Origin of the sequence: Paenibacillus sp. PCH8 (assembly GCF_002968835.1) — a bacterium.
GTDB lineage: Bacteria > Bacillota > Bacilli > Paenibacillales > Paenibacillaceae > Paenibacillus.
The window spans coordinates 437752-458760 of sequence record NZ_PKQK01000004.1 but is presented as its reverse complement, the minus strand read 5'-3'; the positions used below and the strand labels follow the sequence as shown (position 1 = coordinate 458760).

The following is a 21009-nucleotide window of genomic DNA, read 5'->3' as shown; positions in this document are numbered from 1 at the left end:
GTAAAAAAAGGAGAACTACGCATGTCTGATCAAATCGTTGAACAACAGCTTGAATTGGCCCAACTTATTGAGCACCACTCTGACGAGGATGGTGTCCATCCAACAGCTATTCCTTCGTTATTTTTAATCCGTGAATCTGTTGTGACAGAACCCATATACAGAGTTAATGAGCCTTCCTTTTGTATAATCGTTCAAGGTGAAAAGGAAATTCTGCTGGCACAGGATCGTTTCCGATATGGCCCAGGGAGTTATATTGTGGCTACCGTTGACTTGCCCGTTAGTGGACAAGTCATCCAGGCTTCTTCTGAAGCTCCCTATCTGGCGCTAAAACTTGAATTCTCATCCAATGAAATTCTAGAGGTATTGAATCATTCCCATTTTCCAGCAAGACCCCAGAAAAATGTGAGACGAGCAATGTATGTGAGCCAGACCGAGTCATCTCTGCTGGATGCGGTGGTTAGATTAGTCCGTTTACTGAAGCAAAATACGGAAGATATTCCGATACTCAGTCCCCTGTTTAAGAAGGAAATTCTCTATAAAATACTGAAGGGACCACACGGAAATACACTGGAGCAAATCACAATTGAGGGAAGCCACACATATCGAATTCGGAACGTCATTGACCATATTATGAATCACATAGAACAGAATTTTCGGATTGAGAAACTTGCAGAACTAGCACATATGAGTACTGCCTCCCTGCATAGACATTTCAAAGAAGTGACTGCGATGAGTCCGATTCAGTTCCAAAAACAACTGCGGCTGCAGGAAGCCCGTCGGTTATTGTTATCCGAGTCAACAGATGCGGCAGATGTTGCGTTTCGAGTGGGTTATGAAAGTCCTTCTCAGTTCAGTCGTGAATATTCCCGCATGTTCGGTTTTCCGCCCCGGGAAGATATTAAACGTCTGAGAGGTAAAACTGATGAAACGGCTCCCAACTCCTGACTGGTTACTCACTAATATCGTTCCTTCACTTCGCTTGGTTTAACCAAAAAAGGACTCCTTCTGTTTGGTCAGTCGGAGTCCTTTCTTATCCATATATTTAATGATCATTAAAAACCAGTCGTATATTGTTTTGGAACGTCCGTTATCTTGCGCAAAGCAGACGCAGCTTCCAATGCCCAGTAAGGATTTCTTAACAGCCCTCTTCCGATTGCAACGAGATCAGCTTCTTCATTTCCGATGACTGCATTCGCCAAGTTCGGATCGTCCAATCTTCCAACAGCAATCACGGGCACACCAAGAGCTTCTTTGATTGCTTTAGCGAGAGGTACTTGATAAGCCGCGTGAGTTCCTGGTCTGCCCCATGCAGCTATAGGTCCCTCGCCACCAGATGAGATATCGAACAGGTCTACGCCCGCCTCTTGATATGCCTTGGCAAACTCGGAACTTTCGTCAATTCCATAGCCACCTTCGACGTATTCTTTTGCTGAAATACGCATGATTAAGGGCATGTCTTTGGGCATTTCTGCCTTCGCAGCCTGAATGATCTCCCGGCCAAACAAAGTTAACTCTTGACCATATTCGTCTTCGCGCTTGTTCGTTAGTGGAGAATGGAACTGATGGATCAGGTAACCATGTGCACCATGAAGCTCAATCGCATCAAATCCAGCTTTTACTGCACGAGCTACTGCACTACGGAATTTCTCAACCATTCCTTTAACTTCGTCCGTTGTAAGCGCTCGAGGTTGCTTGGAATTCTCATCAAAGGCGATCGCTGACGGAGCTACTGGAACCTCGGCATCTTCTGCTTTACGTCCCGCATGAGCAATCTGAATGCCGACCTTGGCACCATAACTGTGACACGCATCTACGATCCGCTTCAGGGCTGGGATCTGTTCATCTGACCATAATCCAAGATCATAATCTGAAATTCGGCCATCCGGTTCCACATCTGTCATTTCAATGATAATGAACCCCGTACCTCCCACGGCACGACTAACGTAGTGCATATAATGCCAATCTGTTGCTATACCATCTTTTTGCTCAACTGAATATTGACACATCGGAGCCATTACAACACGGTTTTTAAGCTCTAGGTTTTTAAAAGAATATGGACTAAACAAATCTGTCATCAAAATAAAACTCCCCTTTTCATAAATCAAGTTAATAAAATGCATGCGCAAGCATTAAAATAGTACCTACGATTATTAATTCCGTATGATTAAGCAATCACATGAATCTATTACTTCATCACATAAAGACATTCAAATCCATGCTTTCGCAAAATACGGACAGCCTTTTTGGATTGAAGCATACCAGGAGACATTATAATGACGTTATCTTCTCGAAGAAGGTATTTTTCCCATGTGAAAGCGAGACGTCCCAGTGAGATGTTAATCGTATCCGGGGTAGGATTAGCCCAATAATCCGTCGCATCTCGAATATCGATCACTTTATACTGCCGAAAATCACTCTCTTGTCTGAGAAATACTTGATAATCAATATATTCAAGATTGCGTAATGGGCAAAATTGACGTACAACGATGAAGATACCTAATATGAATGTCAAAAGCATCAACATAATCATTGTAAATCCCTCTCTTAACTCTTTTGATATCGTAATTCATTAGAATCCCCTCCTTATAAAGGAATCACCGCATCCACAATATAAGCATGCGCATGCATTTAATTTAACGGATATATTATTGAGTGTCAAGTCTTCTTATAGGGTAAATGAGTACATTACCCTATATTCCCCCAGCCCTAGAACAATTCTTTAGTAAGATTCTCTAATCGAGTCTCAAATCCATCCTGTTCCAATTCAGTTTGCAAGACCTGATTAAACGTTTGAAGTGCTTTCTTGTATTTATTCTCCCCAAGCTCCGTAATTCGAGTGTAAATGCCACGCCGATCATCTTCACATGCGTGTCTTTCCAGAGCCCCACAGTCTTTGGCTTCCATCCTTACGACGAGTCTGGAAGTAGCACTTTGGCTCAACCCCACCAGTTCTTGAAGTTGCTGCAGGCGCAATTCCTTACCCTCCGCATTAAATATAAAGTTTAAAACATAAAATTCCTTCAAAGATAAGTCATATTCTTGAAGCAAAGCTTGTTCAATCTTCTCGTTCAGTTGGGTATGAATGTTAGACAAAGACAACCATACATTCAAACGTTCCCTTTTTTGCTGCATCTAGATCACCCCACTTGATATTTAATGTTCATCAGCAGTTATCCTATTGTATCAAGCTTAATTACATTGGTCAAAATCCAACCAAGATCGACGTATATGAAATTCTACGCTCATAAGAAGAGCATTTCCCCGTCTTGTAGCGACGTTTCGGAAATGCTCCAGTATTACTATGTGTATGGTTCAACCTTACTTCGCCGAAAGCAGGCTGTCCGAAATAAACTTCAGTTGTCCTTCGAGTGATACGGGATCATTATACGTGTCTGACGTTGAATCAAGCTGGAACACATGATTTGCCTTCACTGCAGGCAAGTTCTTCCATAACGTATTATCATATACGATCTTGGGATCGGTTGTATCTCCCGACCACGGGCTGGTGAAGATGATATCACCCGCATACTCCGGTAATAATTCCATGGAGATGGAAGCCCATCCAGTTCCGCTGTCAATGGCTTCAGCTTGGGCCTTAGCTGGTGCCTTGAGACCAAACTCACCGTAAATAATCTCACCGCCTCGACCGTAGTTATGACCAAATACAAATAATCCTTTGGCATACGGATTCAAGATGGAAACCGTGCGATCGCCTACAGCTTCCAGAACCTTAGGCTTCAGTTCGTTGATCTTCGCTTCCCATTTAGCATTCCAGGCTTTAGCTGCGTCTTCTCTATTGGTGAGCTTACCCATTTCAAGCATCAGATCCTTGAAATCGCGCTTGCCAAATGTAATTTGTACGACAGGTGCAATCTGCTCCAGCTTATCGATCCCCTCTGTGCCCGTGTACACGATAAAGAGGTCGGGTTTTAAGCTGATCAGCTTCTCTGGGGTAGGTGCTTCACCCAGATCACTGGTGCCTGCTGCCGCAAGTTGATCCTTGATATACTTGTTGTTGATCGCTCCGGATAAAGCGCCGACTACAGGTGCTTCCAGGGCAACAAAGTATCCTGTCGAGAATGACGTCAAATCAACGATACGCTTAGGATTTTTGGGTACCTTTACCTCACCCCCATCAGAGTGATATGTAACAAATTCCTCTTCGGCATTTGCGGCCGTATCCACTGTAGAAGCTGAATTCGAAACGGCTTTGGTTTCTGTCTCCGCTGCTGCGTCAGTGTTGCTCCCGGTTGTACTATTTGTTGATGCAGATTGGCCACATGCACTTAATATAAGCAGCACAACGAGTGCCATCCATACGCATATCGAACTTCTCTGTTTACGCAAAATCAACTCACCCCTTCATTGATATTGATAATCGTTATCAACGATATCATGCCAGAATGAATTTGACAAGAACGTTTTTCATAATGTTTATAATCCATTTTTAACTGTCGTATAAGGCTTCACGGTGATCTCCTGTGACCCTGTCTATGAATTCTAACTTGCAAGTCACCAACTTAAACAGCTATCATCAATAGAGTAGACCAAACACTTCATACAAAGAGAATTCATTGGAAAGCCAATGAAACGATTCAAGGAGGACAACATGGAAGAGATTATATTGTGGTTAAAATATTTGTTTCTAGGTATTGTTCAAGGTGCGACGGAGCCCATTCCCGTCTCCTCAAGTGGACATCTGATTATCGCTCAGAGGCTGATGGGCATCAAGCAGAATGGATTGTCATTTGAGATTCTAACGAACACGGCATCCCTGATCGCGATTGTTTTTATTTTCCGGGAAGATATCAAAAAATTGATTGTTGGTGCACTACATTACCTTCGTACTCGTAAAGAAGAATATAAAGCAGACTTTATGTTTTGCTTGTACATAATAATTGGTACGATTCCCGCTGCTGTCGTGGCGGTCCTCTTCAAGGATCGGATTGAGGAGATTTTCTCGTCTGTTTACACCGTTTCGATCGCATTATTGATCACCGGGGTTGCCTTATGGCTTATTCGTAATCTTAGGGGCCGCAAGCAAGATGGAGACCTGTCTGCCAAAGATGCAATGCTGGTTGGTTTAGCTCAAGCGGTAGCTCTTATTCCAGGTATAAGCCGTTCAGGGGCAACTGTTATTGCCTCAATAGCTGTCGGCATGAAACAGGAAACGGCTTTGAAGTTCTCCTTTATGCTATATATTCCCATAAGCATTGGTGGACTTATTATGGGCGCATCCGATATCGCGCATGATCCAAACCGTGCTCAACTCGCGATTCCTTATCTGATCGCATTCATCACTACCCTTTTCGTCACCTACTTCTCGATGAGATGGTTCATGGGCATTATGGCTAAAGGCAATCTGAAATACTTTTCGTATTACTGTTTTGCCGCAGGTACGTTGTTACTGATCTTTTTATAAATAATTCGTATGACAAAAGGAACAACCAGCGATGGTTGTTCCTTTTGTTGTGTAGTTGCAGAGCCATATCTATGATTAGTTAAGGCTAGACTAGACTTGTAAGACCTGTATCCATGCTCCTTCTATTAACCAGCTCTGTAGCCACAAACATCACAACGAACAGAACAAGAAGAATCAGCGGTACCATGGATATCGTGTTTCATAATGGACCAAGCACTGCCAAGTAAGGCATCCGGCAATCCAAGTCCGATAAATGCGAGATAGATAATAATTAGCAATAACGTGACCATCTGGGTGTATTCTCCTTATATTGTTTAATTTCTATTTTTCATGCAACGATCTATATAATGATATTGATATTTTCAACCGTGATCTTCCTGTATTATGATCTAATATATCAGTATCTTGATATATTAGACGCTCTCCTTTACATCAAAGTAAGGTTAGTATAAACTGAGCCCAAACAAATAAATAGTATGGTCTTTAATGATAGGTACTACCCGGAAGGATAGTGTAAATGATGAGTATGGCTGAATATCAAGGTAAAGTTAAGAATATTCAAGATACGCCTTTTGGATATACGTTGTCCGTTATTGGTGGCAAATGGAAAATGGTGATTATATATCTTCTTGCCGAAAACCAGCCCGTCCGCTTCAATGAATTGAAAAGACAAATTGGTGCAATCACGTATAGAACGTTAAGTTCCCAGCTGAAGGAATTGGAAGCGGATGGCATGGTGGAACGAAAAGAATACCCTCAAGTTCCTCCTAAGGTCGAGTACAGACTGTCAGCAAAAGCCGAAACGCTATTACCCGTTCTGGAAGGACTATGTGAATGGGGCACCCAATACCAAGAGTAACCCATTTTCATTCCGATCAGGAATCAAGGCAATGGTCCATAACTTTGCATTAAATTGCACATTAACACAAAGAAAGTCGCCCGGTTGGCGACCTTCTTTGTGTTGGTCTTCTGCTCTTGTTCCCGTGCTATAAACTGAAGCTGTACTTCCTTGTATTAAACGACTTCGTGTACCAAGTCTTTCTGGTATGCAAGGACCTTTTCCCAGTTGCCACTGAAAATGGGGATTCGATAATAACCCACACGCTCATACAGCGCGGCTGCTTCCGGCTGCAAAGGACCTGTTTGCAGTTTCAGGTTGGTGTAACCCAGTTCGTTCGCAAGTCGTTCCGCTTCAGCCAGAATGGCTAGTGCAATTCCCTTTCGACGGTAGCCACCACGTGTATACATGCGTTTAACCTCTACCGATGTTTCATCAAGGGGTCTGAGCGCTCCGCAACCGACCGGATACCCGTCGATTCTGGCAACTATAAAGGCCGCCCGTGGCACCTCAACGTCTGACAGTTGAAACCCAGCTGTTCCATCTCCGCCATACAACAGACCGAGTTCATCGCTCAGTTCCTTGATCAATTGCAGCGAATCCTCGCTTCGTATATCTTCTGCTGCCGCATGCACGATATGTGTCATCCTCATAACCCCTTTATCTTATTGGACTTATTGGTTTTCTTGATGTATATAAATTATCATTCCCATACGCAATCGTCAATTCCCTCACCCATTGAATATTTCTATAAGTCAATGCCGCCAGAGATCACGTTTAGTTCCTCGCCTAACCATCAACTCTTTATCATGAAAATAGGCTAACGTATCTTTTTACAGACTTCGTTCGTTTACAATAAGAAATCCTTTGAGCAATCGCACTTATACTTATTATCATATGGAGGTCTGGTACAATGGAAATTTCCAAAGGAATCGAGATGCTTCATCTCCATTTTCATGGGAATGTGATTCACCCTATTCTGATGTGGGATGAAGAAATGTCTGTGTTAATAGACACCGGTTTCCCGGGGCAATTTGAAGATTTACGCATCGCACTGGACGAGATAGGCGTACCTATAGACCGACTGCAAGCTGTCATTTTGACACATCAGGATATAGATCATATAGGATGTCTTCCTGAGATTTTGCAGGCGTGTGGGAATCATGTCAGCATATATGCACATGGACTGGATAAGCCATATATAGAGGGGCAGCTCCCTCTCCTCAAAGACAGTCATATTACAAACCCTCCGAAGGGAAAGGTAGATTACATCGTAATGGATGGTCAAGAACTGCCGTTTTGTGGCGGAATTCGCGTTATTCATACACCTGGCCATACGCCAGGTCATATCAGTCTTTATTTAGAGCAGAGCAAGATACTCATCGCCGGAGATTCAATGTACAGTGTAGACGGCCTACTTGGAGGCATTCATGCCCCTACCACACCAGATATGGAGACGGCTCGTCTCTCATTGAACAAGTTTGTAGACCTCGACATTGCATCTGTAGTTTGTTACCACGGAGGACTAAGTCATGTGAATGTTAATGAACAGATCCTAAGACTTAGTCAGGAATGATAAAAGTTAACCAAAAGTTATAGTTTGGCATACTGCAAAATGGCTGAAGCCGCACGAACCCGCAGTTCTTCTTCCTCGCTATGTAACGCTTCTTTCAGCACATGAAGAGCTGCTTGGACCGTGGCTTCGTCTACTTTTGTTGTGTGAACGTTGTTTGCTTCGGATGCTACGCTGACCGCAAGTCCGCGATCCAGCTGAGCTTCTGAAATGGGATGCTCAAACTTCGCGAGAATCGATGAATCGTTCCGCAGTACCTGCACTTTATCATTCAATTCTGCGAGTGGAATACGTCCCAACCATGTGACTCCGCGGCGGTGGCAGATCAAGTCGTCTTCCGTGCCAGAGGAATCGTCATAATAATAATCCCCGATATCCCCAACATACGTCCACTCATCATCGCTTATTAATACATAATCCCCATCCTGCATAAGGATAGCAAACATATGTAGTGTCGCAAGTGCGCTTGTCAGTTCCGTCTCACTCAAGCTATAGTGTTGAACCAATTGTTCCTTCCATTGCTCCGGGGGCGTATGCTCCAGATCTCCTAGACCTGACCAGGCGATACCGATAAAGTTGTCCTCCAGGAATGATGTTACTCTGTTGATTCCGTACACGGTGGTTAGAATATGATACAGATTCACAGTGTCGCCTTCCTCTCCATCATTCATATGAACATAGTTATCCATTGTAACATTAGGGGTGTCTATTTCAAATATATTCTATACTTCATACCCACTCTGATATAGCCCAAGGCTATAACTAGATATAATATAAGGGAATTACATTATAGCCGTGTTATTGTGGTAAATTGTTATTAACACATTGCAGAGGGGTTTTTGTTAATGACAAAAAGTAGTGCATTGGGATATCCGCGTATCGGTGCTGATCGGGAATGGAAAAAAGCTTTGGAAGCATTCTGGGCAGGCAAGCTGGAAGAAAAAGAGTTCCATGCCCGTTTGCAAGAAATTAGGTTAGATCATTTGCGCAAGCAACAAGCAAAAGGCATCGATCTTATTCCGGTCAATGACTTCAGTTATTACGATCATATTCTGGATACAGCTGTAATGTTTGGTATTATTCCTAAACGATTTGCCTATAATGGCGGTTCCGTACCGCTGTCTGTATATTATGGAATTGCGCGTGGTACGAAAGATGCTGCAGCAAGTGAAATGACCAAATGGTTTAACACCAACTATCACTATATTGTACCTGAACTTAATGATGTTTCCCCGGCCCTGACGGAGAATAAACCACTGATCGCCTATCGCGAAGCCAAAGAAAAGCTCGGCATTGAAGGTAAACCGGTCATCGTTGGACCACTGACCTTCCTGAAGCTCTCCAAAGGATATGATCAATCCGAAACGGACGCTTGGTTGGATCGCTTACTTCCACTCTATACTCAGGTATTACAGGAGCTTGCGGATGAAGGTGTTCAGTGGGTACAGGTAGACGAGCCTATTCTGGTAACCAAATTGAACGACGCTGATGTACAGCGGCTGAATAAAATATATAGCACATTAGCAACTGCTGTTCCAGGCTTGAACATCATGTTGCAGACTTACTTTGAATCTGTCGAGAACTACGAGACCGTTGTTTCATTACCGGTTCAAGGGATTGGGCTTGATTTCGTACATGGCCTCGCTGGGAACCTCCAATCCATTGAAACATCCGGTTTCCCCGAAGATAAGGTGTTGGGTGCAGGTGTTATTGATGGACGTGGAATCTGGAAGGCTTCCCTTCAGGCAAAACTGAAATTGCTTCATACGCTCGCTGAACTCGTTACACCTGAACGTCTGATTGTACAATCGTCATGCAGCTTGCTGCATGTGCCAGTTACGACAGAACGTGAAGCTAAACTTTCAGTTGAACTGAAAAATGCGCTTGCATTTGCCGATGAGAAGCTGGATGAAATTGTTCTTTTGACGAAAGGCTTAACGTCACCTAATGCAGAGATTACGGCTCAGATAAACGAAGCAGAGCGTAAGCTTCAGGCGCTCCAGCATTCCGAAGATCGTAATCGTACTGCGGTGCAGGAAGCCGTGGCTTCCATCAGTGTGCAAGAACCGAATCGCTCACAACCTTTTGCCGAGCGTCATGTAGCCCAACAGGACAAATGGCAACTGCCGCTTTTCCCCACAACAACGATCGGCAGCTTTCCGCAATCAGCAGAAGTCAGAAAGGCACGTCAGTTATGGCGCAAAGGCGAGCTAAACAACGAACAATATGAGGCTTTCATCCGGGAGCAAATTGATATCTGGATCAAGATTCAGGAAGAGATTGGCATTGACGTGCTGGTGCACGGTGAGTTTGAACGTACAGACATGGTCGAATTCTTTGGCGAGAAGCTAGACGGTTTTGCCTTCACACAATATGGCTGGGTACAATCGTATGGTTCACGCTGCGTGAAACCTCCTATTATCTTTGGAGATGTTGCCTTTATCGGTGAAATGACAGTCGAAGAAACGAAATATGCTCAATCGCAGACACAACGTCCTGTCAAAGGTATGTTGACCGGCCCCATTACCATCATGAACTGGTCATTCGTTCGCGAAGACATTGCCCGTGAGCAGATTGCCTATCAATTGGCGTATGCGCTGAGACAGGAAGTAGAAGCACTTGAACAGGCTGGTATTGGCATGATCCAAGTGGATGAACCGGCAGTTCGCGAAGGGCTTCCACTGAAAGAAAATGAACAAGCCGATTATCTGGCATGGGCAGTCAAAGCATTCCGTATCTCCACATGCACGGTACAAGAAACGACCCAAATTCACACACATATGTGCTATTGCGAATTCCATGACATGATTGATTCCATTGAAGCCATGGATGCGGATGTGATCTCCATCGAGACATCCCGTAGTCACGGCGAACTGATTCACAGCTTCGAGCTCAACACTTACAAGCTGGGGATCGGACTCGGCGTATATGATATCCATAGCCCACGAGTTCCAAGCGTAGAGGAAATGAGCAGCATGATTGAGCGCGCCTTGCGTGTTCTCGATCCAGAGTTATTCTGGATCAATCCGGACTGCGGACTGAAAACCCGCGGACTTGAAGAAACGGTGGCTTCCTTGCGCAACATGGTTGATGCAACCCGAATCGCTCGCGCAAACCATGCTACAGCTGCTGTGTTGTAATCGACTACGAAGCAGTGATATTCGCAATAATACAAAGCCGGGCACCCCTATGTTTAATGGGTGCCCGGCTTTCCTATTGTGATGATACATTCAGTTCACGTGGGACATGGATGTTCTTACCCCTTTTAATATCATTCCAACTCTTGCGATTAGATACTCTCTTCCAGCCATTGCTGTAACGGTATATCTTCGGTCAGTTCACCAAGCAATATGTGACGAAACTCCCCTTCTCTATCCATGACCATCGTTGCCGGTAATCCCGTAATACGATACAGGCTGGATATCTTACCTGTCACATCAATGATAACTGGAAAATCAAACTGTTGTTTGTCCATAAATTCTCGAATTGTTCCCTTCGACTCCCCTACATTCACAAACAGCGTGACCACATCGTCCTGATGAGCCTCAGCGATCTGATGAACCAACGGCATCTCCCTTACACAGGGCGTACACCACGAAGCCCAAAAGTTAATCATGACAGCTTTCCCGCGATAATCGGACAATCTGACTTCTTCTCCTGCTGAATTAACCGCTGTGAACTCAGGGGCTTCTGCACCTGCTTCAATAGCGTTGCTCCCCTGGGGTTCGGATGGTGAGACATTTTGGTAAATGGCCCATGCACCTGTGAGCAAAGCAGCCACGCCAATCAGGATTGTAAGCACTCTTCTACTGTTAAACATCTTCTTCTGCAATACACTCACCTTCACTTTAATCCAAGACTTTGATGAAACGCCGCATGGAGCGAGCCGAATTCCCTCCGAATGTCATGGGTAGAACCCTCCCCAACATTACGTCCATGGTTCATGAATATAACCTGATCCGCAATATCGTCTGCAATCTCCAGTTGGTGGGTGGAGAAGATGACCATATGGCCTTGCTGCTTGATGTCCTTGAGCAACTGAGCCAATTCCTGCATCCAAAATGGGTCCAATCCATTGGTTGGCTCATCCATGATCAGAAGCGGAGGTTTGGCCAGTATAGCCTGGGCAAATAACACACGTTGACGCATGCCTTTGGAGAACGTCGTGACTCGCTTGTTCTTATGACCCTCTAACCCTACCATGGTCAGCACTTCCTGTACTCGCTTCTTCGGAACTTTCCTCAGTGAAGCCCAGAACAGAAGTGCTTCCTCTGCGCTCAAGCCCTGACTAAATTGATAGTCATCCGGCATATATCCGATCTGTTCCGAATATCGCTTGCGCTCCTTCAACCAACGAACGTTGTTCACAATGACATCACCGGAGGTAGGCCGAAGAATTCCAGCGATCATACGCAGCACAGTACTCTTCCCTGCTCCATTCCCTCCACAGAGAGCGAGCACTTGGCCTGAAGTCAGGTGAAAGGAGATATCCTCTACAATCGGTTGCTTTTTGATGGATTTGCCCAATCCAATCACTTCAACTTCCACCTTATCCATGAGAACGCCCCCTCTCCCAGATCCAGTATACAGCCAGGACAGAACAGCTAATCCAGAGCAGACAGATTGTGATGAAGATCCAACTTCCACTCGGTTGCTGTACCCATTCCACCCACTGATAATATTCCGGTCCCAGTATGGAGCCACCGCCTAGCTTGATCACAACAAACAAACGTACCAGTTCTGCGGGATTAATGAAGGTTAGCAAAATAAGCAGCGGCTTAACCCACAGATAGGGCATCATTCCCAGCACAGAGAGTAGTAGCGTAGGCCATCCAATGACCGCGAAAAACCATACCGTCACGGAGATCGTTAATGCCTGCCAGCGATTTCCTGATAACGAACCGATAAACAAAGCAAGGGTCAGGAATAACAACACCAGTCCACAGGAGAATGCCAGAAAGAGAAGATAGGTCATGACATCCATTGCACTTCCAATGAGCCCGCTAATAACCCCCATCAAGCCATATCCAAACGTCACAATGGTTATCAAGACGATCGACAGCCCGACATACTTCCCAACAATAAAGGACATCGTGCCGACTGGATAGGTGGACAGTAATTGCCAGCTGCCATCTTCCTTTTCGGAAGTTAACGAGAAGGAACCGAGGAACAGCGTCATTAATGGCAACAGGTAGAGAATAAGATTCAACATGGAACCTGTTGTGCCCGAATACCCTTGAACCGGATTCTGTGAATTCAGGAGCAGCAAGCTCAAGCTAAATGTGCAAAAAAGAATCAGAAACGAATACGCCCAGGGATTGCGAAATCCCATTTTCACTTCACGCCTTGCAATCTGTATCATATCTGCCATCATTGATCACCATTTTCTATTGTCATCCCTAGTGGCCTGACTCTTCTTTCTTTTCACCTTCCTGGTGTGTTCCTTCACTCATGCCTTCTTCACCATGCCCGTGTTCACCCATCATGTCCATATTCTCTGTATTCTGTTTCCAATCATGCGAGGCGAGATCCTCGGCCGTCATAATGATTCCGACACCTTGCTCTGCAACGAATGCTTCAGCTGAAGGCTTGTCCTTGAAGTTGAGAATTCCATAAGCCATCGGTGTCCGCAATGAAGCATCATATACATACGTGGCTTTGCTGTATTCAATCCATTCTTTGTCATTATAATCACGAACATAGTCCATGCCGATGTTGTCTATGCCATTTTCTGTTTTCCACTGGTTCATGCAGCCGATGTCATCGAACTTGTAATTTTGGCCGTCTTTCGTTGTGAGCTGTGTTGCATAAGCATCATCTTTCACCTGCATTTTACAGATCGCACAGATATCCACATCTTCATTAATCGGCAATGCTTCATATTTGGGTCCACAAGCGGTTAACAGTACCATTCCCATCATAAGTACCATGATCATTGTCCATCTTTTGTTCATTTTCGTAATACCCCATATAGATGATTATTAAAGTTGCCATGCCCAGCAGAATTAGTCCGATCACCCACACCACATTCGAATGTGTAGCCCTTTCCGCTGACCATTTCAGGTCGGATTGCAGGTCGGACTCCATATCCATGCTCATTTGTGGCGACTTATCGGTCGTCCATTGTTCTCGTCCTTCTGTATACAAGTCACTCAGAAAGACCATACCGGGTGATTGAAAAAAGATCTGATACGCAGAGTTTCGACTTACCAGTTGCTCATAAAAAGGATTAATTGCATAGGATATTTCACTGACTCCATCCCGATTGAGGTCAAGTCCTTGAAAGGAATCCCAGTAATTCTCCGTCAAGATATTATCCGCGCTATCGATTGCCGAAGCTTCAATAACATTGGACACCAATTGATTACGTATAAACTCGTTACCTTCTGCCAGAACCAGCTGAATTCCAATGAAATTCCGAAGCACCGCATTGCCACGGATCTCATTTCCCGAGGATTCCGCGATGTTCATGCCGACACGATTCCCCTCCACCACATTGGTGTGAATAGAGGATTGATGTACGTCATACAACAAAATCCCTTGTGAATGAACATTCGAACTTTGTTTGCGAAAGGAGTTTCCCGATATAATCGTATTCTTGACACCCATGATCATGGCGCCTGTCATATTCTCCTCTCCGGTATTGTCCAGAACAGATGAACCGTCAATGTACATACAGTGAATGCCATACCTTGTATGGTACAGCCTGTTATTCTTCACAGTAGACTTGCGACTATTCTCCAGATAGATTCCATCCCTCATGCCGTTGATCTCATTGGCTTCAATGTAGCTATCATGCGAGTTGTACAGATCAATCCCATTCCCCTTCTGGCTACTGGAAGCAGAATCAGAGCCAGCCCAAGTAATTGCGTTCCTCTGAATCGTCGCATGACTGGAATTGCGAATAATCATCCCAAATCCCTGGGTCAGAATATGCAGATCCGTAATCTCACTGTTCTTCCCTTCCACCTGAATCGCTGCGGTTGGTTCATTCGCTTCGTGTTCAATCGTAAATCCACTCAACTTCACCCCATCCGAACGAATGGTTATGGTGGATGTTGCTTCTTCCGTATTGAATATGGCGACCGTCGAATCACCCTGAATGGTGATATTCTTGTCAATCGTTACAGGACCTGAATAACGGCCTGATTCAAGTACAATGACGGCTCCAGGAGCAGAACGGTCAATCATAGGCTGAAGCGGGATGAGATCACGGTGTCCCGAGGTGGCTAAGGCCGTATCATGCCGGAATGATAATAGAACCGTCATTATAGCTGTCAGCAAAATCACGCCCAGAACCAAACTTCTCATGCATAATCTTCTCGCCCACTGCTGGCTCCTTAGTGCAGATTGTTGTTGTTGCGGCATTGTGCTATGCACAGCATTCCCTCCTTTCCACACAGAATATATCCTCGGTGTTCATCTCCACTGAACAGCAAAGCAAATTAATAAAGCGTTCACAATCCTGATCATAGTGTACATAAAAAGCGTTTTTTTCCATATAGCTCAGTTAGGCTATAGATGGCTCATTGATGTGTCCATATTGTGATGTGAACAAAAAAAAGCCGCCAAATTGGCGACTTCTACGTAATCATGTTATTCAAATGGATAGGTCCAGAATGTTTCTCTGCCGAAACGAGCCTGGATTTCTTCCTGATTCAATTCTCGATCTCCGACAAGCTCCGCTGCCTGAAATTGTGAACGATGGGCACGTATGGATGCCATTTTTTGTTTCAAAAATCCGGTCACATCAACAATCACATCCGCTTTACCAATAAACTGTTCCTGGTTATGAGCAAATGCAACACAATGAACCAGTGGACGCTCTCCCACAGGAAGACGACTAATCGTGCGAATGACGGCTTCTCCCGTAGCATCATGATCGGGATGAACACTGAATCCCGGATAGAAGGTAATGACCAGCGATGGGTTCAATTCCTTGAGCAGTGCCATGATGCTATCGTCGAGCAGCTGCGGGTCTTCGAACTCGATCATTTTATCATGGAAACCGAGCATTCTTAAATCTTGAATTCCAATCGCTTCGGAAGCTTCAATCAGTTCTTGTTTGCGAATCACAGGCAACGTGACGCGGTTAGCAAAAGGAGGAATCCCCATGTTGCGTCCCATCTCGCCCAGTGTCAGACAAGCATAGGTTACGCGGGCACCACCTTCTATGTACTTAGCTAAAGTTCCGGATACAGAGAAAGCTTCATCATCAGGATGAGGGTACACCACCAATATGCGCTCATGCTCGTTATGTGTAGGTTTCATGGTTATTTGATCCTCCGCTTTCATTAGAACATCTCCCGGCTTAGTTGTAACGCCACAACCAGTTTGCCTTGGCTGTCGTGACCAGCCAGGATTAGTCTTTCTTTTTCCAGCTCATCCATATGTGTAAGTCCTTCGGCATATATCCATCCTTGGGTGGTTTTCAGACCAACCCGGTATGGACCCGTACCGGAAATGGACCCCTGCGTATATCGTATGGCCGCATTGGAAATGAATGCCGATGCCGGATGCTTCGAACTGTCATAGTGATGTGCATACGCTCCTGAAGTAAGCTCAAGGTGTACGTATATGTCCTGATCAGCAAGTTGATCGATCCGGAGTTGAATATCTTGTGGTTGTATCGGCTGCATGCGTGGCGGCCTCCTTGTCTAATGTAATTGTACGAATTTCATTTTAACATAACCACGAGAGAATATACATGGAGTGACCGAGTCGCCTTCTATGGAGACTTCTTTATAGAAGCTACGGTGTAGATTTATAAAACAGGAAAATCTCTCGGTGTTTTTTTCTATTTTAAAGAATGAATCATATCTATATTATAAATGTAGGCATACACATCGGATCGTGAACAGCATTTTCGGGAAAGGAGATCATCTCGATTTGAAAGCACTAATACAACTTTTACATTTTGGATATCATCAGGCCATGAGCTGCATATTTCCTGTAGCTATCTTTGGAACATTGGCCCTATCCAGTGTAGTTCATGTCCCTTTCCTTCATCGGTATGATGCCATTCTGCTCGTATTGCTTGTTGTGCAGTATCTGATGTATCGGAGCGGCTTGGAAACCCGGGATGAAATCAAGGTCATCTGTGTATTTCACATCATTGGTCTGGTGCTGGAGATCTATAAAGTATGGATGGGCTCCTGGTCATATCCTGAACCGGCAATTACCAAAATCCTCGGTGTACCTCTATATAGTGGATTTATGTATGCAAGTGTAGCCAGTTTTATGTGTCAGATATGGCGAAGACTACGGATGGACATGACCGGATGGCCTGGATTCGTACCTTCCGCCCTGCTTGGAGCAGCCATCTATCTCAACTTTTTCACCCATCATTATATTCCCGATTTTCGCTGGTGGCTGACGGCACTTGTATTCATTGTCTTCTGGAAAACATGGATTATCTACCGGGTACGAACAAAGACCTACCGAATGCCATTATCGCTCGCTTTTCTCATTGTTGGATTTTTCATCTGGACTGCTGAGAATATTGCCACATTCTTTAATGGCTGGAAATATCCTGACCAGCACGACGCTTGGCAACTGGTTAGTTTTAGCAAGATCAGTTCGTGGTTCCTGCTCGTGATTATAAGCGTCATCATCGTTGCCCAGCTCAAGTATGTGAAAGCCAATCGAACCACCGGTGGGCCGTAGTTGAGCTAAACATCTGAATCCCCGTTGTATGATTGGATATCAAGCAGGGTTTACTTTGTGAAATGTAACCATCCGATATCTTTGGAATCTTCAACATATCCAATTGAAAAAGCCGCCAATGGCGGCTTTAGATAATTCATATGCAGTTATTCACCAAGGAAGATCACTTCTGTTTCCAGTTCAACATTAAAGGTGTCATGAACCTTCTTCTGAATGAACTGGATCAGATCCATGTAATCCTGGGCAGTTGCCTGGTCCACATTGACGATAAACCCGGCATGTTTCATAGAGATTTCGGCCCCTCCGATGCGAGTGCCTTGCAAATTACAGTCCTGAATCAGTTTTCCGGCAAAATATCCTTCTGGGCGCTTAAACACACTTCCACAGGAAGGGAATTCAAGCGGCTGTTTGGATTCTCTCAGGAATGTTAATTCGTTCATTTTCGTTGAAATATCATTCTTGTTGCCATGTTTGAGTCCAAACTCAGCTTCCAGTATGATATATTGATCCATTTTGAAGAGACTGTTTCGATAACCAAACTTCATCTCTTCCCGTTGGATCTCCGCTACCTTGCCGTCTTTGGTAATCACAGTCGCGCGTTCAACAACATCTGCGATCTGCCCGCCATAAGCACCCGCGTTCATATATAAGGCGCCTCCTGTACTCCCGGGAATCCCACAGGCAAACTCCAAACCAGTCAAGCTGTGTTCCAATGCAAGCCTGGAGACATCAATGATATCGGCACCACTTTGCGCAATGAGGGTGTCCTCACTGACTTTCACCTGATCAAAATGGCTTAACGAAACCGTTACTCCCCTGATGCCACCATCTTTAATAATGACGTTTGATCCTTTGCCAATAACCGTCAGAGGCAATTGATGTATTTTGCTGATCTCTACGATTTTGATGATTTCGTCTTTCGTTGTGGGGTGGATGAGTATATCTGCATTCCCACCAATTTTTATATGCGTGTGATTTTTTAACGGTTCATTGAATTTCACTTTTTCCATAGGTATCTGATGCTCAAAAATATTCATGATTTTCTCTCCCTGAGTTCATAAAGAAATGATTGCACCATCAGCGAATAGAGATGCTTCTTTATTATATACTTAATAGGAGATTTTGTTTGAGAAAATGCCATTTTCATGACAATCAATTTGAAGATTTTCATTCTGTAAGATCCATTCATCTATTTTTTCAACAAAGAAATGCAACAAATACAAGTCCATCGATATATGGAATATTGAAAGAAGCTGTGTATACACCGTTAGACGACATAATCTATAACAACAAGAGCAACCTCATTGGAGATTGCTCTTTTGGTTTGTTTACTTTAGAACATCTCTTCTTTGCTCACAGGTTCGGAACATTCTCTTCTTAACAGGGCGATTTCATGCCGATAAGGAGCACTTTTATATTTGATTTTTCCGATGGATGGCGTCTCAAGCAATTTGGGAAGAGAAGTGAGTTGGGGATGATGCACGATATAATCCAAGGTTCGCAGTCCGATATGACCGTGTCCAATGTTCTCATGACGGTCCTTCCGCGATCCCCGTTCATTCTTTGAATCATTAATGTGTATAACTTTCAATCGCTCAAGGCCGATGACCTGATCAAACTGCTCCAGCACACCATCAAAATCATGAACGATATCGTATCCGGCATCATGAACATGGCAAGTATCCAGACATATCGAAAGTTGTTCATTCCGGTGTACGCCATGGAGAATCTGTGCCAACTCTTCAAAGCTTGTTCCACACTCCGTTCCTTTTCCAGCCATTGTCTCCAACGAGATCTGTACCTCCGGGTAACGGTTGTCCTGCAAGACTTCATTTAACCCCTTGATGATATGCTGAATGCCGATATCTATTCCAGCTCCGACGTGGGCCCCAGGGTGAAGAACGAGCTGGTGTGATCCTAACGATGCCGTTCGCTCGATCTCATCCCGCAGGAACTGTACCCCAAAATCAAATACCTCTCGCCTACAGCTGTTGGCTAGATTAATCAGGAATGGGGCATGCACGACAATATTGGAAATGGCATGTTGTTTCATATGCAGATGCCCTGCTTCTATATTATATTCCGAAACGGGTTTCCGTTTCGAATTCTGCGGAGCTCCGGTATCATTAGAAAAGTGGATGCGCCATAAGAAGCGGCTTCTTTGCTGGCCTGAAGAAGCATCTCTTTCCCGCCAAAGGATACATGGGATCCAATCATCAGATCCTTATTATTCACTGCTATCCATCCTCCCTTTGGAACTTATCGTCTCATTATCAATGAGATGGCTTGGATTGGCTAATGGGAAATAGCGGTGGTGAAGGAGATTGAACAGAAGCAGATGTCTTGTTAAAGAAAAAATGCCCTGCGGAACCAGCATCAAGGCTGGTTGAAACCCGCAAAGCACTTTTCATGCACTACCGTTTTCTCTCCAACAAACAAAAGCATCTTTAGGAGATTGTCATATCCGTGTCAGTCAACTCAACGGACAGTTTCCATAGACGCGAAGCTTGCTCGGGGTCAATCGCGTACTGCTTAACGCCGTAGAACCTGCCATCCTCAGGAGCCATGTCACTGATATCAACATCCTCACAGTAGAGACCGCCTTTTCCTTGAAGCTGAGGAGAAGTAGCTGCCCAGACTTGCGTCGCAGCTCCCTGCTGAGGTGTTTTGAACGAAGGATTTGCCACTTGTCCAGACTCATCAATCCAGCCCAGAGCAACCATTTCCTCTTTGGGCATATGACGTTGCAGCGGTGTCATAATTCCGCCCGGATGGACCGAAAATGCTCGTACTCCATGCTCAGCCGCACGTTTGTCCAGTTCAACGCTGAATAAAATCGTCGCTGTTTTGGACTGTCCATAGGCAGGGAATTTCTCATATCCATGCTCAAATTGGATATCATCCCAACGGATCGGGGAGAAATGATGTCCAGTGGATGCAACGGAGACTACGCGAGCGCCTCCCTGCGTTGTAAGTGCAGGCCATAACAGATTCGTCAAGGCGAAATGCCCCAGATGGTTGATGGCAAATTGCGCTTCCCATCCATCACCTACCCGTGTCTCTGGACAAGCCATAATTCCCGCGTTAAGGATCAGCATATCGATGCTCCGATCACTTGCCAGGAACCTATCGGCAAAAGCACGAACGCTGGATAGATCAGCAAGGTCCATTTCTTCAATCTCAACACCTGACAACCCTGACAGTGCTTCTTCAGCAACATCTGGCCGACGTGCTGTAACAACGACATGGGCTCCAGCATTTACAAGCGCGCGAGTCGTCTCCAGCCCTAGGCCAGAATATCCTCCCGTTACAATAGCAAAACGTCCTGATAGATCCATATCCCTTAATACGTCCTCCGCTGTGCTGTGATGGTTGAATCCAGAGTTTATTTTATGTTGTAAGGTTATTACATTCTTTTCCTGTGTCATCACGTTCATCTCCTTAGCAATCGATTCTTCAATCTACAGCAAGTCTACACCTTAGAGTATACTCTAAGTCAAATGGGTAGGA

Annotated in this window: 22 protein-coding genes and 1 pseudogene; 6 read left to right on the top strand and 17 right to left on the bottom strand. The window is 44.7% G+C overall.

All coding sequences use genetic code 11. The annotated features are described in order from the left end of the window. Positions 1–21: 21 nt before the first annotated feature. Positions 22–945: an AraC family transcriptional regulator gene (locus C0Q44_RS23610; protein ID WP_105409653.1), complete on the top strand. Its 924-nt coding sequence runs from the start codon at positions 22–24 to the stop codon at positions 943–945. Positions 946–1052: 107 nt separating this feature from the next. Here the strand turns inward: C0Q44_RS23610 and C0Q44_RS23605 are convergent, their stop codons facing one another. The 4 genes from C0Q44_RS23605 to C0Q44_RS23590 form a co-directional block, all read right to left on the bottom strand. Further along, positions 1053–2075 (bottom strand): NADH:flavin oxidoreductase/NADH oxidase, encoded by a 1023-nt coding sequence (locus C0Q44_RS23605; protein WP_105409652.1) that lies wholly within the window; start codon positions 2073–2075, stop codon positions 1053–1055. Between the two features lie 110 nt (positions 2076–2185). Next, complete coding sequence (locus tag C0Q44_RS23600; protein WP_181151148.1) at positions 2186–2512, bottom strand: rhodanese-like domain-containing protein; 327 nt, start codon at positions 2510–2512, stop codon at positions 2186–2188. A 194-nt stretch (positions 2513–2706) separates the two neighbouring features. After that, complete coding sequence (locus C0Q44_RS23595; protein WP_105409650.1) at positions 2707–3132, bottom strand: MarR family winged helix-turn-helix transcriptional regulator; 426 nt, start codon at positions 3130–3132, stop codon at positions 2707–2709. A gap of 186 nt (positions 3133–3318) precedes the next feature. Continuing rightward, on the bottom strand, positions 3319–4347 hold the full coding sequence (locus C0Q44_RS23590) for an ABC transporter substrate-binding protein (protein WP_105409649.1): 1029 nt from the start codon (positions 4345–4347) through the stop codon (positions 3319–3321). A 262-nt stretch (positions 4348–4609) separates the two neighbouring features. On the opposite strand from C0Q44_RS23590, the gene C0Q44_RS23585 reads away from it, so the two are divergent. Continuing rightward, entirely contained in the window at positions 4610–5422 is an 813-nt protein-coding gene (locus tag C0Q44_RS23585; RefSeq protein WP_105409648.1) for an undecaprenyl-diphosphate phosphatase, read from the top strand. A gap of 125 nt (positions 5423–5547) precedes the next feature. Here the strand turns inward: C0Q44_RS23585 and C0Q44_RS30385 are convergent, their stop codons facing one another. Then, positions 5548–5712, bottom strand: coding sequence for a hypothetical protein (locus C0Q44_RS30385; protein WP_181151157.1), 165 nt, complete (start codon positions 5710–5712; stop codon positions 5548–5550). Positions 5713–5942: 230 nt separating this feature from the next. Here C0Q44_RS30385 and C0Q44_RS23580 point away from each other — a divergent pair, with 230 nt between their 5' ends. Next, entirely contained in the window at positions 5943–6281 is a 339-nt protein-coding gene (locus C0Q44_RS23580) for a winged helix-turn-helix transcriptional regulator (RefSeq protein WP_105409752.1), read from the top strand. A gap of 155 nt (positions 6282–6436) precedes the next feature. Here C0Q44_RS23580 and C0Q44_RS23575 read toward each other — a convergent pair whose 3' ends face one another. After that, the gene (locus C0Q44_RS23575) at positions 6437–6907 is read right to left on the bottom strand and encodes a GNAT family N-acetyltransferase (RefSeq protein ID WP_181151147.1); all 471 of its coding nucleotides are present in this window, start codon (positions 6905–6907) and stop codon (positions 6437–6439) included. A 266-nt stretch (positions 6908–7173) separates the two neighbouring features. On the opposite strand from C0Q44_RS23575, the gene C0Q44_RS23570 reads away from it, so the two are divergent. Next, positions 7174–7836, top strand: a complete 663-nt coding sequence (locus C0Q44_RS23570; RefSeq protein ID WP_105409646.1) for an MBL fold metallo-hydrolase — start codon at positions 7174–7176, stop codon at positions 7834–7836. Between the two features lie 17 nt (positions 7837–7853). On the opposite strand, the gene C0Q44_RS23565 is transcribed toward C0Q44_RS23570, so the two are convergent. Beyond that, positions 7854–8522 (bottom strand): hypothetical protein, encoded by a 669-nt coding sequence (locus tag C0Q44_RS23565; RefSeq protein WP_181151146.1) that lies wholly within the window; start codon positions 8520–8522, stop codon positions 7854–7856. Between the two features lie 156 nt (positions 8523–8678). Here C0Q44_RS23565 and metE point away from each other — a divergent pair, with 156 nt between their 5' ends. Then, entirely contained in the window at positions 8679–10973 is a 2295-nt protein-coding gene (metE, locus tag C0Q44_RS23560; RefSeq protein ID WP_105409644.1) for a 5-methyltetrahydropteroyltriglutamate--homocysteine S-methyltransferase, read from the top strand. Positions 10974–11122: 149 nt separating this feature from the next. On the opposite strand, the gene C0Q44_RS23555 is transcribed toward metE, so the two are convergent. From C0Q44_RS23555 to C0Q44_RS23525, 7 genes are all read right to left on the bottom strand, one after another. After that, positions 11123–11635, bottom strand: a complete 513-nt coding sequence (locus tag C0Q44_RS23555; protein WP_258166519.1) for a TlpA family protein disulfide reductase — start codon at positions 11633–11635, stop codon at positions 11123–11125. Positions 11636–11676: 41 nt separating this feature from the next. Further along, on the bottom strand, positions 11677–12390 hold the full coding sequence (gene ccmA / locus C0Q44_RS23550; protein WP_105409643.1) for a heme ABC exporter ATP-binding protein CcmA: 714 nt from the start codon (positions 12388–12390) through the stop codon (positions 11677–11679). Continuing rightward, the gene (locus tag C0Q44_RS23545) at positions 12383–13204 is read right to left on the bottom strand and encodes an ABC transporter permease (RefSeq protein ID WP_105409642.1); all 822 of its coding nucleotides are present in this window, start codon (positions 13202–13204) and stop codon (positions 12383–12385) included. Before C0Q44_RS23545 ends, ccmA begins: the two co-directional genes overlap by 8 nt. 28 nt (positions 13205–13232) lie before the next feature. Further along, on the bottom strand, positions 13233–13754 hold the full coding sequence (locus C0Q44_RS23540) for a nitrous oxide reductase accessory protein NosL (protein ID WP_258166518.1): 522 nt from the start codon (positions 13752–13754) through the stop codon (positions 13233–13235). Beyond that, positions 13711–15213: a right-handed parallel beta-helix repeat-containing protein gene (locus tag C0Q44_RS23535; protein ID WP_258166517.1), complete on the bottom strand. Its 1503-nt coding sequence runs from the start codon at positions 15211–15213 to the stop codon at positions 13711–13713. The genes C0Q44_RS23540 and C0Q44_RS23535 overlap by 44 nt, the downstream gene beginning before the upstream one ends. Positions 15214–15429: 216 nt before the next feature. Continuing rightward, complete coding sequence (gene bshB2, locus C0Q44_RS23530; protein ID WP_105409749.1) at positions 15430–16104, bottom strand: bacillithiol biosynthesis deacetylase BshB2; 675 nt, start codon at positions 16102–16104, stop codon at positions 15430–15432. Positions 16105–16127: 23 nt separating this feature from the next. After that, entirely contained in the window at positions 16128–16472 is a 345-nt protein-coding gene (locus C0Q44_RS23525) for a YojF family protein (protein WP_105409640.1), read from the bottom strand. Positions 16473–16722: 250 nt separating this feature from the next. On the opposite strand from C0Q44_RS23525, the gene C0Q44_RS23520 reads away from it, so the two are divergent. Beyond that, complete coding sequence (locus C0Q44_RS23520; RefSeq protein ID WP_105409639.1) at positions 16723–17499, top strand: DUF817 domain-containing protein; 777 nt, start codon at positions 16723–16725, stop codon at positions 17497–17499. A 146-nt stretch (positions 17500–17645) separates the two neighbouring features. Here C0Q44_RS23520 and murB read toward each other — a convergent pair whose 3' ends face one another. The 3 genes and pseudogenes from murB to C0Q44_RS23505 all read right to left on the bottom strand — a co-directional run bounded on the left by murB (position 17646) and on the right by C0Q44_RS23505 (position 20927). Further along, a complete protein-coding gene (gene murB, locus C0Q44_RS23515; RefSeq protein ID WP_105409638.1) occupies positions 17646–18536 on the bottom strand; it encodes a UDP-N-acetylmuramate dehydrogenase in 891 nt (296 codons plus the stop codon). Positions 18537–18832: 296 nt separating this feature from the next. Further along, positions 18833–19716: pseudogene (locus C0Q44_RS23510) on the bottom strand (deoxyribonuclease IV). 230 nt (positions 19717–19946) lie between these two features. Next, positions 19947–20927 carry an SDR family NAD(P)-dependent oxidoreductase gene (locus tag C0Q44_RS23505; protein ID WP_105409637.1) on the bottom strand — a complete coding sequence of 327 codons (981 nt, stop codon included), beginning with the start codon at positions 20925–20927 and terminating at the stop codon, positions 19947–19949. Positions 20928–21009: the final 82 nt, after the last annotated feature.